The organism is Paenibacillus sp. ACRRX, from assembly GCF_022346885.1.
GTDB lineage: Bacteria > Bacillota > Bacilli > Paenibacillales > Paenibacillaceae > Paenibacillus_B.
Genome location: NZ_JAKRNK010000009.1, coordinates 122,778 through 138,237, shown reverse-complemented (window position 1 = coordinate 138,237; position 15,460 = coordinate 122,778). Strand labels below are relative to the sequence as shown.

Genomic DNA, 15,460 nt, shown 5'->3' with positions numbered 1-15,460 from the left:
CCTCCTTACTGTTTAGCTAAAAATGAAATACCATCAAGCCCTAGATAACCGTTATATCCTTGCACAAAAGTCACTTTACCATCAGTACTAATTTCTACACGAGAGAGGTTCTGCATAGTCCCATTGCTGCTAGCTGGGAAGTAGTTCAACCTATTAGCTGGAGTGTATCCTTTTGGTAGAATGAATATTTCCGAACCTATTAGTCCACCCTTTACAAACCCACGTAAATATACAATCCCATTATCATCCGTACAATAAGCAGCATCAGAATAACCCTCGCCAAAATTTACCCAACCTGACAACAATGTAGCTTTTATCCACTGTGATATTCCTTTTGTAGATGTTTGATTCTCCAATACATTTATTCTGCGTTCAGCCCCACTCATCCAATCATGTACATCTGAAATAGAACCTCGTATATTAGCTGACAATGACCCATATATAGGTACTTGGAGAGCAGGTGACAGCGATAAGTAGGTTACTTGATACATAGCTGATGAATCAAAATGATGTTGAGCACATGAAGCATTTACAATACCATAATCAATGTTGACATCCGAAGCATACAAATTCCAAGAGTAGTCCTGAATCTGGTTTATATATATAGCTACGATATTCTCAATCAAATCATCAGTTTTATTTCCCAGCCCTCGAGAATGCACATAATACTGATTCCATTCCCCTTTCATTGGGGTAATCTGTTCCCGTAGTTTGATCCCCGAACCTACTTCAATGAGATTAGCTCCCGAAGACAAGACTGATCCTGTCTCATAATTCTGTACAGCTTCAATAGTAGCTAGGATTTTCAAATACTGCATTTGGTAAGGTGTCCAGCTGCTAAACCTTGTGTAACTAAATTTCGATACAGGCTGTGTTGGAGTACTTTCCAAATAGAATGAGCCAGTATTTCCGTGAATACCGTCAAGCGGAACCCATGCTTTGGTCCCCGTTCCATCATACAAAGTATTGGGATTACCCGAACTGCCTTCATACATCTTCCACCCTAAGAAAAATGCGTTTATATCACTATCCGACGGTGTGTATTTGTCACCCCATCCACTATCTTTTGAGCTTATTCCTAGCCCTAGAAACGGAGCCTTCTCACCCCAATCCCTAATACTATAACAGTCCACGCTACCCGAAGGTGCTCCGCTTCTTAGCAATGTACCATTATGTTTTGTTATAAAGGGCAAGGTGGTGATGTCAGCATCTGTAAGTAAATAATTAACCCTTACACACTTTCCACCTGGGTAAGAATTATAAAATGAGTACGTAAACTTATCGTCTAACCGTATTTTTTTCCATTTTTCCAGTACGCATGGTTTAAATTCATTGTTTACGTAGAGGATGTCAGCATGACTTCCGTCCATAGGATGTGAGGCTAGTTCACACTCTGCTGCCCACATATTAAATTGTGGGGGCTGAAAAGACGCTGCAACAGTTCCAAAGGTGAGCATTGGATTCTTATACGTAAAGTTTCCACTCTTATCATTGCTAATATAAACTATTACATATTTTGCATGTTGTGGTGCTATAAGGGTCTGGCTTTGCTCGGCTGTATACCCTGATGAGTGTATAATCTTATCCTTCTCATCCTGGAATGCCAGCTGTATCAGTCCATCATGTTCACATGTAAACGTATACGCTTGTCCTGCAACACAAGGTATTTTAGGCATTCCATGCCACATATCTTTTGATGGAGCCACATTTTTTAAAACAAACGGGCTTTCGATTCTAAATATACCTTCTCTTTTAGGGACCCAATCGTAAAAAGAAGGGCAGAGATTCTTTGCTTTAACAAACACATAGGGATTGATGACATTAGTGATCCCATCCACATAAGGATAAACCGACTCTACTTGTTCTAACTCGAGATGCCGAACAGCATTATAATTTATTTCAGATAGTTCAAATAGTCGGAAGCTATTCACAAACCCGTATTCATCCTTTAATGAATGTGGTGCATAAGCATATATAAATGTTTTGGCATTCTCCTTGCTTGAAGTTCTAAAAACAACATGTTTTAATTGGAAGTCTGTTGATTTATTAAGCTCTGATTCCGCTACATATTCTCCTGAAGCAGCACGAACTCCCACACCATGTAATGAATTACCGTTTCTCACATTAGCAAGTGCGATATAATACTTCCCGGGCAATACAATAGCAGATATATCCGCGTAAACGCCCATTGCATCATCATTCCTGCTAGAGAGAAATTGGATAGATTTGCGCCCCATGTTGTTATACAGCGGTTCTACCGAAACAAGCGAGGAATAATAGGGCACCCAATCTTGCAACCCCTCAAAACGACCGGAATTCCCCAACAAATTAATTAATGTCCGGCCTTGAATGCCCGACAGCTTAAACAAAGAATCTTCCTCCGCCTCCACCACCTGAACGCCCGGCTTCAGCTCCAACAACACAGGCGGCTTTTCCACCAATGGAGTGCCACCCTGCAAGGGATACAAGCCCATCCTATCTCACCCCCACAACTTGAATCTTAGGTGTTCGCTCCGAGATAACATGCAGCTCCGCACCACGTACATTCAATGTATAGCCCATACCTTCCGGTACCATGATGCAATCCGCACCATCAACGGTTGCAGCGGCACCGATGTTGACGAAGATATCACCAACTCCAAAGTTGTGGATATCAAACGCTTCGCACGTCCCCGTAAACGTCAATCGTGTGCTCACCCGTGCTTCCAGCTTTATTCGTTTCACTTCCTTGGCTTCGAATCCGGTAGACTGCGACGGGACTGTAAATCCGTTGGTGCCAAGCGACTTGACGGCCCCCGCCTTATTGTTGGAATCCACAGGGAATGTAAATGTCACCGCTATCCCTCCTTCACTTATCTTTCAAACTAATATCGAATAGAACCTCAGACCGCCTCACGCAGCATGCTTCTAGATCAGCACGAGATGACCAGTGCCAATCTCGTACCTATTTGTCCCTGTTCTGGTCTGATACTCTCGTTAGAGTAACCTAAAGCGCCTTAACCAACAGATTTATCACCTGCATCAAGGTTCACCCATCGTCAACCCCACACTGGATCTAACTATAGACTGACGATGATCCAGCACTTCGGCCTGCTCCCAATCCAGTTGAAGATCGTCGAAATCGTTCCAATTTAATTGCATTTGATCCAAGTTTCCCCATGTTAAATAAGTAAACTCATATTCGATGTCCAAATGCGCAGGAATGAGTGCCCGCAGACTTGCCTGTAAATCCGCCAGATTAGGCGGAATCCCCATTTTTCCAATAAAAGTAACGACCAGTTTGTACTCGGCAGCCAACTCACGAATGCTTACTTCGCCGTTTGAATAGGATTCTGCTACATTTTTGATCACGCCTGCTGTGACTGTACCGATCCCCCGCAGCTTCGACTTGATGACTGCACGCCGCTGGTCGATCGGTTTGACAGTACTTGCCGGGATACCACAGAATCGTTCCCACAAGTCCAGACCATAAGTAGCGGTATCTACATAAAATTGGCGCAGCAGTTCTTCTATGTCGTAGTTCAATGTCCCGAAGCGCTCTGCCTCTGCTTTCAGCAGTTGACTGTACAACGGCGATTCCAACAGGAACTCAGGGACAGATTGTCGCATTTGTTCTAAAATAATGCTGCGCTTGTCCCCTAATGATTCTGGACTTGAGACAAGACTTGTTACTCGTCCACTGCTCATAACAACTTCACCGTCCCCAGTACGGCTACCTGATCTTCCTGCAGTACAAGATTGTGGTTACCGCCATTCATCATTAATTGGTCATAATCCAACACAGCAGGGGTATCCAGCAGCACATTGGCAATCCGAGCAATTCTTACGACACGGTCTTTAAATGCCAGCTTATGCAAGTATTCCTTAATCCCCTGCTCAATCTGGGCCCGTACTTGGTCCAAGCTTCCAGCTTCAGGCGTCAGAGAGATTTGAACCTCTACATGAACAGGCACTTCTATTGCCCCTGCAACGGTAACATCGGCGCCAATCGGTCTCATCGTCTCGATGTGCCGACGTACCTCTGCAATCACTTCTATGCCAGGAGCCTGCTTATCACTGCCCAGCGCTACGATCTTCACCGTTCCAGGCCCTTGCCAGATCGGGAATACCTTGGCGTCTCCAATACCTGGAACCTCTAGCGCCCATTGTAAATAATGATCCGCATTGCCGCTTGTTGCCGGATTGCGCACTTTAGCAAGCAGACGCTGCAGCAGTTCACTATCTGGTTCCCCATCATATCCCCCTAGGGTCGGCGCAGCATTAAACACCGACTGGACGCCTGGCAGTTCCGTAATAATTGTATTAATAATAGCCGCAGGTACATTACCGGAAGATCCGGCTTCTAGTGCCTTAACGGCTGCCGATACAACTCCTGTATCGGATACAATCGCAGCGGCCTGCGTGCGGTACATCGTGCCATCCGCCGTGGCCACTATTACGCCTTTAGGAACTGCTGCCCCCGCCTTGCCCTTAAATGTGACAAATCCTTGCGCAGCCTCTGAGGTCTTGCGCTTTAAGCCATGCTCGTCTGCACGCATGTCGAGGTAACGGCCATAACTCGTCTCCGCAAATCCGATCTGTAATACACGATTCAACTGCATATAAACTTGTTCCAATTGAAGCGCTGCTGGGGATAACACGTCATACACAAATGTCCCCTCACGTTTAGCTACCTGCGGCAAATGAACTGCTGTTAATAGGTCATCCATCAACTGCTCCCACGTCTTATGTTCATACATCAACATTCACCTCCCCATAGATGGTATGGACGGTTACGTTAATCCGCAGCTCATCGCCAGCAAGCAGCACATCTGGCTGCTCAATGCTTACGATATATGGATTCACGAGCAGCGCCTCGCGAATATAACGTTCGGCTTCGCTCCGTTGAATTACGGATGTAAATGCACTGCCGATAAGCGCCTCAAATTCACTGCCATAATTCCAACTGTATGCCGGATATCGATAACGATTCGTCTTTAACGTTTTATAAATCCATACTCGCAATGCATCATTACCTGCCAGCAGCAGCGGTTCACCGTTATGCATCACAAAGTCGTTAAGCTCATAGTTCCAAGCATATTCTTGGAACAAAGGCAGTTCAGTATTTTCACTACCGTCCGGTCTCTGTTCTCCATCAATAAACGGAAATATGGAATCCATTACGGCCTCACCACCTTACCTAATACGATAAATCGCTGCGAATCCTGCATGGGCATAATAGCTACCTGCGCACCTGTTGGAATATTCCGATCCAAGAGCGATTCGGCTACCCACAGATCCTCCGTGCCAAGCACAATTCCCTCCACTCGAATTTGTAGCTTGGGCGAAGGTTCCAATACTTCACCCACCATCATATAAGGCGGATTGTACTTCGCCCCCTGCTCCCGAATGTAATCGACGAACCAGGACCATTGCGACATATGCCACCTCCTTATTCCGCTGTACGTTCGTCCATCATCTTATTAAATTGCAGCTCCAGTTGAATGAGATGCTGCCCACTTTCAAAGGTGTGTGTATCACCGCTCACAAAAAAGAGGCCAGTCCTCCCCAAGATGCCATGGTTCATCATGACCATGTGTCCCGTGATCATGTCCAGTGCATCGTGTCCGCCCAATACTTGCGCGGAGGCTGTCCTCTGTATGCCATTCTGATGTTCTTTTGCCAATGTGAGACTATCTTTCTGTTCTTCTTGCTGCACGGTTGCCTGCAGCTTCCCATATTTTTGTATCCAATCTTCTTGTACAATCTGCTTGATTAACGTACCGTTCTGATCCGTCACTCGAACCGAGTTAATCATACTTTCGATATCTTCATCATATTGGGCTTCTAGCAAATTAGACGCAGAGGACAACAGCCTGTCTGCAATCACATCTCCTGAAGTCACAACTACTACCTTCCCCTCTTGCATGCGGGGGATATACAGCTTACCTGTCTTCTTCGATAGCTGCGTATAGGCTACCATAATAGCCTCATAAGCACTTTTTCCCATATGCACAAAGCTAATCGGGAAATCCGATTCCGGCAAGACACCAACCTGTACATTTAATTCTTTACAGATTAGCTTCACAATACTGCCTGCTGTCAGCTTCTCGAACTTCATTGAAATCGTTGATTTTAACAAGTAGATTAGGCCATCGTAGGCATTATAAGAAATCTCAGTCCCCGTAAGCGACTTGCCCTTGCGAAAGACGTAGCCCCGAAACAGCTCACTGTCGTCCTCCGCGTAGAGTGTCACCATTTCGCCGAGATCGATCGGAGTATTAGCGATATAATAATCGTGATCGGATACTAGAACAGACCATTCCAGTTTGCGCGCTGCTTCACTCATAGTACCGCTCCAAGTCATACGGGTAACGAGCTCCGTTATATTCGTCCTGTTTCCATCGCGAGAGGTATGGATAAGCTTCATCTATTCACCTCCCTTTATTTCAAATAAATCTCTCTCCACTCATGAGTGGTTAGCCAAACGTCATCCAGCACCGTCGTATTCGTCTTCTTTCCTATCCCCTTCTTCTCATTCAGCTCCTGAAGAAACTTCGCTTTCGTACCGCTGCCCCATACTTTTCGAGCAATCCAGAACCAAGTATCTCCCGGCATGACTCTATATTTAAGTGGGATCTGTTTCTCGTTCGGACGAGTCTGGCCTTGCTTCTTTACTTGCCCTTTTTGAGCCGGCACAGCACTCACGGTCGTTAAGAAGCGGTATTCTTTCATATCTAGTGTAAATTGGACATCTTCCGGACCATGCTTCTGTGAATAGTTAAAATTCTCAATCGCCATCGCTTCATTAATGTTTAATCCCTGTCCTTGAATGATCAAACGTATTGGCTTGCCGCTGTCGCGCCATTTCTCAATCATCCGTACACATCTCTGTGGTGTGGGAAAGCTGCTGTACTGACATAAGCCATCATTGACGATTGGAAAATACGAACTAAGTGATATTGCTTTTAAACGTCTCCTGCCAATAACGTTGGCTTCGCCCAGACTATGAATATTAACAGCAGTTAAGGTGGCACCTGTTTGCATTTCAAATGTCTGCGGGGGAACCGGGAGCCTAAGATGCTCGGCTCCGTTCTGAAATGACAGCCAAAATTGGATCATGTTATCTCACCTCTTTTAGGCCATGTTAATAGCTGCACCTTCCAATTCAGCACGCAGCACTTGAGCCCACTTAGTAAAGTCCGCCTCATCGCGTGCTACTGGATGGTTCAAATTAATCGTAATGCCGTGACTGCCGCCGCGACCATTCCGATATTGATTTGCCTCTTGTGCGGTCAGCACCGCCTCGTTCTTATGCAGCAGTGCGGGATAGTTATCCCGCGGAACTGTATGTAAGCCTGCCGCATGGGGTTTGGCTGGATTACCGGGAGAATCGGGAGGATCTCCACCAATCATCCAATCAATCAGATTACCAAACTTGTCGCCAACCCAGTTCACAATCTTTGAAATCCCATCCATGATAGGCTCTAATAGCGTCCACAAGGTTTCAAGCATCGGTCGGAAGCTTTGGTTAAAAACAAATACGACGAGTCTAAACACATCGACAATCCCATTAAAGATCGGCTCAAAGATTCCCCACGCCGTAGATAAAATATCTTGAATAATCGGCCAAGCTTCCTGCCACGTTTGCCATAAGGAATTAAACGTATCCAATACCGTATAGATGACCGGTTGTAGAAAATCAAATACCGCACCAATCGCTTCTTGAAAGATAGGCATATTTTCCTGAATCCATCCAAACACGCTTTGGAACAAGGTCATAATCGGTGGCAGCAATGGGGTAATAAATTGTACCGCTTGTTCCACGACCTGCTGGATAATGGCGATCACTGGCTGGATTAACGGCGTAATCCAATCGATAAAACGTTTCAGATGTGAAATGACAACGGGAATGGCTTTTGCCGCAGTTGTGCCAAAATTGGTCATGAAGTCAACCATATTCCCCATGAACGGTGTTAGTTTCTTCAGTTCAGGAGCTAAATTTTTAATAAATTCATTTCCCATGCCGGCTAAACCCGACTTGAACTTATTTTTAATGACCGTGACCATCCCACCAGCCGTTGCCCCTAGTTTGTCAGAACCGCCGCTAAACATTTCGGTCAATCCAATCCCCTGCTGCCCTTTTATTTTGCTCCAATCCCCATTTGCGCCAGCAAGCTGATTCGGATCAACTTCAAAGCCATAGTCTTTTATATCGTAAGCGACTTTCATGCCCGATTTGCCGATCTTTAATTCATTAAGCGCACCTAGTGCGTCCTCTAGTGACTTGGCCGGATTAACGGCTACCATATCTTTGGCCAAATTAAGCATCGTCATCGCTTGAGTCGAATCTCCAGCTGACATTTTTAAAGCAGAAGCTCCTGCCTTCAACATGTCGTCAGGGTCAAACGGAGAATTAGATATATTGCTATCAAGCATTCTAAGATAATCGTCAGCTTCATTCTGAACGGTTCCAGCTGATTTCCCCGGCTGACTCGATGCCATGATGTGATTTATGGACATCCCTTGCCTTTCCCAGTCAAAAGCACTGTTCAGGGCAAAGCCAATCCCGTCTGTCAGCATCTTGTCAAACTTAATATTTTTTAAGAGGGAGTGAATGCCTTTGCTAATGCTAGCGATAGCAGACGCAGTAAGGTCCACTGCTTTAAAAAATATCGTGATCGGCTTTACCGAAATTTGAGCAATTGCTTTAGATATTTTGGCAGTTTGTACAAAGAAAGGAGCAATTACCGCTTTAAAATAAATTTTCTTCGCATCCATCTGAAGGTCTAAATGTTCTTTTACCGACTGGAACGATTGAATCATTCGAAAAGCTGCTCTCGCAGAGCTGATTTTCAAAAATCCGAATACCCCTTGAAAGCTAGTTTTAAAGTCCTGAAGTATAGGATTCATTTCTTTCTCTAACCCCATAAAACTATAAAATAGATTTTGCACAAGAGGTGGAGCATCCATATCCATTTTCGAAATCTGCTGCAAATTTTTCGTCACAAGCGTCGCTTTTTGGGATATGGCATTCATTGCCGAAACACCCGCTTCTTTTAAAACTTCAAACGGTTTTTTCGCCTCTTCTTCTTTGCCTTGCATTTTTTTAAGCTCTGCTGTCATTGATCTTTGGGTCGAGAGAATTTGTTTACTAGCCCGCTCGAACGATTCGATCATGGAAGCTGACAGATCTTGGTACTGCTTCGCCGTATCCTTGCTGAATTGCTTTGTTTTTCTGACACTCACCTATATTCACCCCCTTATAAAGCAGGCATCGTAATCCACACCTGCCCCGTTTTAGCCATCTTCTCCCGATCTTCCTGCTCCATCTCATAGAAAGCTCGGATCAGATGTCGTTCTCCGGCAGGCATCGATTGAATTATAGAAGGCCGGATGCCTTTGCGGCTCCAATAATAATAGAGCATCTCGCCATAGCCATCCGACCTTAGTCGTTTTTTAACTCTTCCATGGAGCCCTCACCAAAGCCAGATAAGGAAGAAATCATGTTATAAATTTGAGTAATTTCACCAGGCAGGAGCAGCTTGGAGGATTCAAGCAATTGCTTCGGCGTGGATACCCCGTATGCTTCCAGAAGCTGAGGTTCCTTCAGGTTCGGTTCTACGACACCTTGCAGAACCGTAAACAACTGCACCCGACTGGCGCTAAAGTTTTCCAATTCACCCTTTTTACTAATCGACATCGAGATTTCCTGAATCTCCTCAAACTCGTCCATTGTTAAGGCCTGGCACTTAAACACAACCGGCTCGCCTGCTGATTGACTTAGGCGCTTTAGCTCCACTTCTTTAAAAGGCCGCTGCAGTTTTCCATTTCCCATTCCCAACAATAAGTCAAACGTTGATTTTCCCATAATCAAGCTCCTTTTTTCATTTGAATTGTAATAAGACGGCATACTTTGTACACCGCCTGTGTCTTGCTTGATAAATCTCCAATTAGTCCGCTTTCACTGAATCCTGTACCGTCCAATCCGTAAACGTAAAAGGAGCTTCGATCTCGCCTTTTTTCTTCAGTTCCCAGTTCACCAGGCTTAAGTCATTAAAGCAGGCATCTTTAATCGTGATGACTTCACCACCGTCGGCGGAGGGATCTTTTAATTTGGACATAATCATAAACCGTGGATTAATCCCTTTCTTGATCTGCTCGCTCAGTAGATTAATCATACGAGAATTCGCTTTGTGCATTTTCAAGGTGCCTGAACCCTTGTAGCCCATAAATTTAGAATCCGTTGCAAACTTGCCTGCCAACGGAACGTCTTCCTTTTCAATCTCAATTTTGGCTTCCATCGAAAGTGCTTCAGCCACTAATTTTCCATCCAGCCATACCTCCCCGAACGTACCGGACATTACTTTTTCTCCATGAAATGCAGTTGCCATATTAGCTTCCTCCCTTATTTTCACATGACTCCGCTGCCCACAGCAGTTGCCATATCCATTTTGATTACAAGCATGCTACTATACACAGCACTAAAAGTAGCTTTCTCCTACAAATAAACGGCAAGCTTCACATCTTCAATCGCATCAAGCGGACGCTGAGTTGCAGTGAGGAACACTTGATCATGCGTATTTGCTTCTTTAATGTCCTGCTCCTTCATTTTGGCTACTTCTTCTGCCCCTAACAGTGATTTCAAGTAAGTACGCTGTGCGGCCATGTCGATAGAGACTATATTTTTGCCCACATCAAGTACTCCCTCTTGCTCCAATACCTCGTAATAGGCATTAATAGCGGAAATCAGCAGCAGCTTATTCATGTATGAATTTTGTACTTTGCCGATATAGAGATCCTCAATCGTGTCTTTTATATCGTGATAGGTCTTATTTAATACACGCACCACCTTAATTTTCTTCCAGTCCGGCCCCATGGCCTCGGTCACCGTCTGGAACGAAGTTACGCCGCGCGCAATCTTCACTTTCTCGCCGTCATGGTAAAGAACGAGCTTACCCGCATTAACTGCTGCGTCAGCTTCCGCCTTCGTCAACTTTGGTACGTTGGTCACTTCGTTCAGCACTTGGAAGGTTGGTGCAACGGTCAGCGGCAGCCCCGCGATCAAGCCTGCAATGCGGGCCGTATACTGGCTTGCCGTATACTTCTTTGTACCAACTTCAATATAATCCGTTGCCAGGTTTACAACTGCCGGGTGATCCGCGGCTGCATTTGGCAGTACGGTCAGAATACGGCGCTCCTTATTGGCAAACATTGATTTGGACCATGTGGATAGTGCCGTCACATCGGCTTCCGCCACACCAGGAAAAGCGACTACGTTGAATTTCAACGTTTCCAGCAGATCCAATGCTTTATTGTAGTCAGTCGCTGCGGCTGGAATAACAACAAGCTTCACTTCCTTTGGCAGCCCCATAAGTCCCTGTTCTACATAGGCTCGGTTATCCGCACTTAACCCCGCTGGAATCTCTTCGATGCCAAACACTTTATACTCCTTTGCTTCCGTGACACTGGCATCCTTTAGTACAAGCGCCAACGTCCCAGCCGCTCCCTGCGTCACTGCTCCAGAAGCTTTCTGCTTAAATTCAATCGTTACACTAGGCAATCCCATCGATTATTCCTCCTCATAATGTACAGATACCCGCTTTACCTGATCGTATAGCTCCTGCGGCAATTCCTCTTCCGCAGCTAACGTTACCCGGACAAAAGTATCGTGTGACCGGGTCCCGCCCTTGACCGAGACAAGGTCAAACACGTCTCCTTCCATCCCACTCAGCTGCCTATGTCTGGACAGATCGCTGCGAATCAACTCTGCTGCCCGCAGCTGTGCCATACCGTCCGGCAATCCGTTTACAACAGCAGGCACATAAATAATTTGCCATGATGCAGCAGATGATAAGGTCCAAGCTCCTGTTCTCTCATCTTCTGCTTGCATAAGCTGCACCCATATGGCAGGACGTGCAGGTGATTCAGGACAGCTTCCCACATACCATGCAGAAACTTCTGGGAATAAGGCAGCCAACTTCACTTGTAAAGCTTGATAACTTCGCTCCCACATCGTGTTAAAAGATTCACCCCCGCTGCTAAACTCGCTTTTGAAACAAAAAAATCAAACCTAATCCGAAGCACACGCATCATAAGCGCTTAAGCGCAATCGTTCCATTGTGGAACCGGTGTGTCGTTTACGTTTGATTTTCCTAATACCAATTTATCATGTTATAGACCTAACGCTTGATGATAGGTCTATTAATAAAATACGAACATACGTTCCTTTTATATTGTAGATCCATTGAGCCATCTCTGCACAGTCGTTGAATGATCGTTGAACATTCTGTTCTTTTAAGAAATAAATCAAGTTTGTGCTTATATAGGAATAGGAGTCACAGACGTTCTACGAAAAAAGAAGCCTTGCAAATACCGCAAGGCTTCTCCCTAGTTAATATTAATATGTTTTATTTATGCTAAATCAGCGCCTAGCGTATCCACATCCAGTCGAATCTCGCGCCCTTCCTTGGCAGAGCGATACATCGCATCGAGAATTCGAATCATATCAATGCCCTGATCCGGCGTAAAGTCCGGCTCTACCACGCCGCGGACGACATCGACAAAATGATTCACGTTCTCTTGATGTCCCCAACCGCCCATCGGAACTTGCGGCATTTGATTCAGCGGTTCCCCCGCCATATCCGTAAACAGCTTGAACTCCTCGTTCTTCAAACTGAAGCCAGCCTTGGTCCCACGCATCTCCACGAACAGCTCGTCCTGCTCAATATGAGAGGCCCAGCTTACCTCTACCTGCAGCGTAGCACCATTATCAAAGCGAATAAAGCCCGTAGCCAGGTCCTCCACATCATACGTGTTGCCTTCGACTACACGGGTCTCACCTTTGATGTGTGCTTGACCGAAGTGGCTGTATGTTGCTCCAGTTACAGAAATCGGCTTCGGATTGCCCATCAACCATACGGCCAAGTCAATCATATGCACGCCAAGGTCAATTAGCGGGCCGCCGCCAGACATCGACTTTGTCGTAAACCAACCGCCTTTGCCCGGAATGCCCTTGCGCCGCAGCCAACCGCAGCGCCCTGTATATAGCTCACCTGCACCACCGTCATTAATCCACTGCTTCAAAAAACGGGAACGCGGTCGAAAGCGATTGTTGCGCATAACCATAAGCACCTTGCCTGAACGTTCCGCCGCTTCCTGCATCTTTATCGCTTCTTCTGGCGAAATGGCATCAGGCTTCTCACAAAACACATGGAAGCCATGCTCCAATGCAGCGATCGCTACCGTCGCATGCAAATAGTTCGGTGAACATATATCAATAATATCCAAATCCTCACGTTCCAACATTTCCTGCCACTCCGTGTACACACGAACTTGGCCTAGTTCATCTGCCACCTCGCACGCAGATGATTTATGCGGATCACATACAGCTACGATCTCTGTATAAGGATTAGCAACAAATGCTGGCATATGAGCGCCGCGAAATATACCGCCTGTAGATACGACCCCCACACGAAGTGGCTTCACTGTAAGTTGTTCTGTCATCGTCAGGTCACTTCCCGTCTCTTCATAGTAAAGACGGCTCAACTATGTTATTCACATGTGAGCCGTACGTTATATTCTTAATTATAGACCGTTTAGTTCAACGGCTCAATTGGCTGTGCATTGCCATAAGACGGATAAGGACGCGTAGATGGCTTCGTCCATTCAACCGCATTGCGGATGATGCGCAGTACGTTCTCATTGTAGTAAGTAGGATACGTTTCGTGTCCTGGGCGGAAGTAGAATACTTTGCCCATCCCCCGCTTGTAGCAGCAGCCACTTCGGAACACCTCTCCACCAGTGAACCAGCTTACAAGCACCAGTTCATCTGGCTGTGGAATATCAAAATGCTCTCCGTACATTTCTTCTTCTGGAAGCTCGAAGTACTCGCCGATTCCCTCTACGATCGGATGGCCCGGAGCTACAACCCACAGACGCTCCTTATCATTAGCTTCACGCCATTTCAAATCGCATGAAGTACCCATTAGCTTTTTGAATATTTTCGAGAAATGACCTGAGTGCAGTACGATTAAGCCCATACCGTGCATAACACGGTTATATACACGCTCGACTACCTCGTCGCTCACTTCACCGTGTGCCATATGGCCCCACCAGATCAGCACGTCCGTATCATTTAGCACCTGTTCAGTCAGTCCATGCTCAGGCATGTCCAACGTAGCATACTGAACGCGATAGTTCGCTTCAAGCGGCTCGCCGATTGCACCGTGAATGCCTTTAGGATAAATGTTGGCAACTGTCGGATTGCGGTGCTCGTGGCGATATTCGTTCCACACGGTTACAGTCAATAGTTGTGTCATGATGTCTTCTCTCCTTTAGTGTCCAATGTTCATTTCCAAGTAAGTCGGCTTAGGTTTGTTGATCCAATCAACTATCAGGGAGTTGGGGCAGCGCACATCAAGCTGCCGCCCCGTTGCCAAGTACGCAGGTTGAACAACAATAAAGCTGCTTACACCCACCACATCTCGCCTAACGGCTCTTTCATCAAGATCGGCTGCAAAGCTTGAACCGCCTTCGTAAATCCTTCATCTATCGACATAAGCCCGTCCTCATGCTCAATGCTAACAACATAGTCATAACCAACTAAACGAAGCGCACTAATAATATCCGCCCACGTCTTGGCATCATGACCGTAGCCTACCGTACGGAACTGCCATGCGCGATCCAGCATGTTGGTATACGGCTGCATGTCCGTAATCCCATGCATGTTTACGTTAACCGGATCAATCGTAGTATCCTTCGCATGGAAGTGATGGATCGCCTGCTCGCGCCCCAGAATACGAATCGCCTGCACCGGATCAATCCCTTGCCACCACATGTGACTCGGGTCCAGATTGGCCCCAATAACGTCACCCACTGCTTCACGCAAGCGCAGAAGCGTTCCTGGGGAATGGACAGAGAAGCCCCCATGCAATTCGAGGCCAATCTTAATGCCCCGCTCTGCGGCATACTGTCCAACTTCCTTCCAATAAGGAATCACTTTCTCGGACCACTGCCAATCAAGCACTTCCTTAAAATCATTTGGCCAAGGCGCAACTGGCCAGTTTGGATACTTTGCATCCTCATGATCGCCAGGACAGCCGGAGAAGCCATTTACGACTGACACACCCAGCTTGGCTGCCAAGTCAAGCGTTGCCATAAAATCATCATGGAACGACTTAGCAATATCTTTCTGCGGGTGAAGCGGGTTGCCATGGCAGCTGAGCGCACTAATAGTCAGCCCGCGAGAGTCAACTGCTGTACGGAAAGCTTCCAGCTTTGCAGTATCCGCCAACAACTCGTGCGGATTGCAATGTTTGTTACCTGGATAGCCGCCTGTACCGATCTCAACAGCTTCAATCCCTTTTGCTGCTACTGTATCCAATGCTTCTTCAAGCGATAATTGTCCATATAGAACTAAAAATACACCTAATTTCATTTTACATCCTCCTTACAATTGCAGATTTAGAGTTTGTTCACA

At 46.1% G+C, this 15,460-nt stretch carries 18 protein-coding genes; all 18 read right to left on the bottom strand.

All coding sequences use genetic code 11. From position 1 onward, the window contains the following. Positions 1–5 precede the first annotated feature (5 nt). A complete protein-coding gene (locus tag MH117_RS22220) occupies positions 6–2,441 on the bottom strand; it encodes a hypothetical protein (RefSeq protein ID WP_239332592.1) in 2,436 nt (811 codons plus the stop codon). Positions 2,442–2,475: 34 nt separating this feature from the next. Continuing rightward, a complete protein-coding gene (locus MH117_RS22215; protein WP_239332591.1) occupies positions 2,476–2,835 on the bottom strand; it encodes a hypothetical protein in 360 nt (119 codons plus the stop codon). 186 nt (positions 2,836–3,021) lie between these two features. Further along, positions 3,022–3,687 (bottom strand): YmfQ family protein, encoded by a 666-nt coding sequence (locus tag MH117_RS22210; protein WP_239332589.1) that lies wholly within the window; start codon positions 3,685–3,687, stop codon positions 3,022–3,024. Next, a complete protein-coding gene (locus tag MH117_RS22205; RefSeq protein WP_239332587.1) occupies positions 3,684–4,739 on the bottom strand; it encodes a baseplate J/gp47 family protein in 1,056 nt (351 codons plus the stop codon). The genes MH117_RS22210 and MH117_RS22205 overlap by 4 nt, the downstream gene beginning before the upstream one ends. Next, on the bottom strand, positions 4,732–5,160 hold the full coding sequence (locus MH117_RS22200) for a DUF2634 domain-containing protein (protein ID WP_239332585.1): 429 nt from the start codon (positions 5,158–5,160) through the stop codon (positions 4,732–4,734). Before MH117_RS22200 ends, MH117_RS22205 begins: the two co-directional genes overlap by 8 nt. Continuing rightward, positions 5,160–5,420 carry a DUF2577 family protein gene (locus MH117_RS22195; protein WP_239332583.1) on the bottom strand — a complete coding sequence of 87 codons (261 nt, stop codon included), beginning with the start codon at positions 5,418–5,420 and terminating at the stop codon, positions 5,160–5,162. Before MH117_RS22195 ends, MH117_RS22200 begins: the two co-directional genes overlap by 1 nt. An 11-nt stretch (positions 5,421–5,431) precedes the next feature. Then, positions 5,432–6,409, bottom strand: a complete 978-nt coding sequence (locus tag MH117_RS22190) for an XkdQ/YqbQ family protein (RefSeq protein ID WP_239332581.1) — start codon at positions 6,407–6,409, stop codon at positions 5,432–5,434. A gap of 14 nt (positions 6,410–6,423) precedes the next feature. Continuing rightward, positions 6,424–7,101 carry a phage baseplate protein gene (locus MH117_RS22185; protein WP_239332579.1) on the bottom strand — a complete coding sequence of 226 codons (678 nt, stop codon included), beginning with the start codon at positions 7,099–7,101 and terminating at the stop codon, positions 6,424–6,426. 15 nt (positions 7,102–7,116) lie between these two features. Then, positions 7,117–9,228, bottom strand: a complete 2,112-nt coding sequence (locus MH117_RS22180; protein ID WP_239332577.1) for a phage tail protein — start codon at positions 9,226–9,228, stop codon at positions 7,117–7,119. 14 nt (positions 9,229–9,242) lie between these two features. Then, positions 9,243–9,407, bottom strand: a complete 165-nt coding sequence (locus MH117_RS22175; protein WP_169450994.1) for a hypothetical protein — start codon at positions 9,405–9,407, stop codon at positions 9,243–9,245. A gap of 20 nt (positions 9,408–9,427) precedes the next feature. After that, positions 9,428–9,850, bottom strand: a complete 423-nt coding sequence (locus MH117_RS22170; protein ID WP_239332575.1) for a phage tail assembly chaperone — start codon at positions 9,848–9,850, stop codon at positions 9,428–9,430. Positions 9,851–9,932: 82 nt separating this feature from the next. Then, entirely contained in the window at positions 9,933–10,373 is a 441-nt protein-coding gene (locus MH117_RS22165; protein ID WP_239332573.1) for a phage tail tube protein, read from the bottom strand. Between the two features lie 107 nt (positions 10,374–10,480). Continuing rightward, entirely contained in the window at positions 10,481–11,548 is a 1,068-nt protein-coding gene (locus tag MH117_RS22160; RefSeq protein WP_239332571.1) for a phage tail sheath subtilisin-like domain-containing protein, read from the bottom strand. 3 nt (positions 11,549–11,551) lie between these two features. Further along, complete coding sequence (locus tag MH117_RS22155; RefSeq protein WP_239332569.1) at positions 11,552–11,995, bottom strand: hypothetical protein; 444 nt, start codon at positions 11,993–11,995, stop codon at positions 11,552–11,554. A 398-nt stretch (positions 11,996–12,393) separates the two neighbouring features. Then, on the bottom strand, positions 12,394–13,485 hold the full coding sequence (locus MH117_RS22150; protein ID WP_239332567.1) for a Gfo/Idh/MocA family protein: 1,092 nt from the start codon (positions 13,483–13,485) through the stop codon (positions 12,394–12,396). Between the two features lie 92 nt (positions 13,486–13,577). Continuing rightward, entirely contained in the window at positions 13,578–14,300 is a 723-nt protein-coding gene (locus MH117_RS22145; RefSeq protein WP_239332565.1) for a ThuA domain-containing protein, read from the bottom strand. 15 nt (positions 14,301–14,315) lie between these two features. Further along, positions 14,316–14,459, bottom strand: a complete 144-nt coding sequence (locus MH117_RS22140; RefSeq protein WP_239332563.1) for a hypothetical protein — start codon at positions 14,457–14,459, stop codon at positions 14,316–14,318. Beyond that, positions 14,450–15,418, bottom strand: a complete 969-nt coding sequence (locus tag MH117_RS22135) for a sugar phosphate isomerase/epimerase family protein (protein WP_239332561.1) — start codon at positions 15,416–15,418, stop codon at positions 14,450–14,452. The genes MH117_RS22140 and MH117_RS22135 overlap by 10 nt, the downstream gene beginning before the upstream one ends. Positions 15,419–15,460 lie beyond the last annotated feature (42 nt).

What these genes read in the sequence shown, in the direction of transcription:
- MH117_RS22210 (WP_239332589.1), bottom strand. Translation starts at nt 3,687, where the DNA reads ATGAGCAGTGGACGAGTAACAAGTCTTGTCTCAAGTCCAGAATCATTA.
- MH117_RS22205 (WP_239332587.1), bottom strand. Translation starts at nt 4,739, where the DNA reads ATGTATGAACATAAGACGTGGGAGCAGTTGATGGATGACCTATTAACA.
- MH117_RS22200 (WP_239332585.1), bottom strand. Translation starts at nt 5,160, where the DNA reads ATGGATTCCATATTTCCGTTTATTGATGGAGAACAGAGACCGGACGGT.
- MH117_RS22195 (WP_239332583.1), bottom strand. Translation starts at nt 5,420, where the DNA reads ATGTCGCAATGGTCCTGGTTCGTCGATTACATTCGGGAGCAGGGGGCG.
- MH117_RS22190 (WP_239332581.1), bottom strand. Translation starts at nt 6,409, where the DNA reads ATGAAGCTTATCCATACCTCTCGCGATGGAAACAGGACGAATATAACG.
- MH117_RS22185 (WP_239332579.1), bottom strand. Translation starts at nt 7,101, where the DNA reads ATGATCCAATTTTGGCTGTCATTTCAGAACGGAGCCGAGCATCTTAGG.
- MH117_RS22175 (WP_169450994.1), bottom strand. Translation starts at nt 9,407, where the DNA reads ATGCTCTATTATTATTGGAGCCGCAAAGGCATCCGGCCTTCTATAATT.
- MH117_RS22170 (WP_239332575.1), bottom strand. Translation starts at nt 9,850, where the DNA reads ATGGGAAAATCAACGTTTGACTTATTGTTGGGAATGGGAAATGGAAAA.
- MH117_RS22165 (WP_239332573.1), bottom strand. Translation starts at nt 10,373, where the DNA reads ATGGCAACTGCATTTCATGGAGAAAAAGTAATGTCCGGTACGTTCGGG.
- MH117_RS22160 (WP_239332571.1), bottom strand. Translation starts at nt 11,548, where the DNA reads ATGGGATTGCCTAGTGTAACGATTGAATTTAAGCAGAAAGCTTCTGGA.
- MH117_RS22155 (WP_239332569.1), bottom strand. Translation starts at nt 11,995, where the DNA reads ATGTGGGAGCGAAGTTATCAAGCTTTACAAGTGAAGTTGGCTGCCTTA.
- MH117_RS22150 (WP_239332567.1), bottom strand. Translation starts at nt 13,485, where the DNA reads ATGACAGAACAACTTACAGTGAAGCCACTTCGTGTGGGGGTCGTATCT.
- MH117_RS22145 (WP_239332565.1), bottom strand. Translation starts at nt 14,300, where the DNA reads ATGACACAACTATTGACTGTAACCGTGTGGAACGAATATCGCCACGAG.
- MH117_RS22135 (WP_239332561.1), bottom strand. Translation starts at nt 15,418, where the DNA reads ATGAAATTAGGTGTATTTTTAGTTCTATATGGACAATTATCGCTTGAA.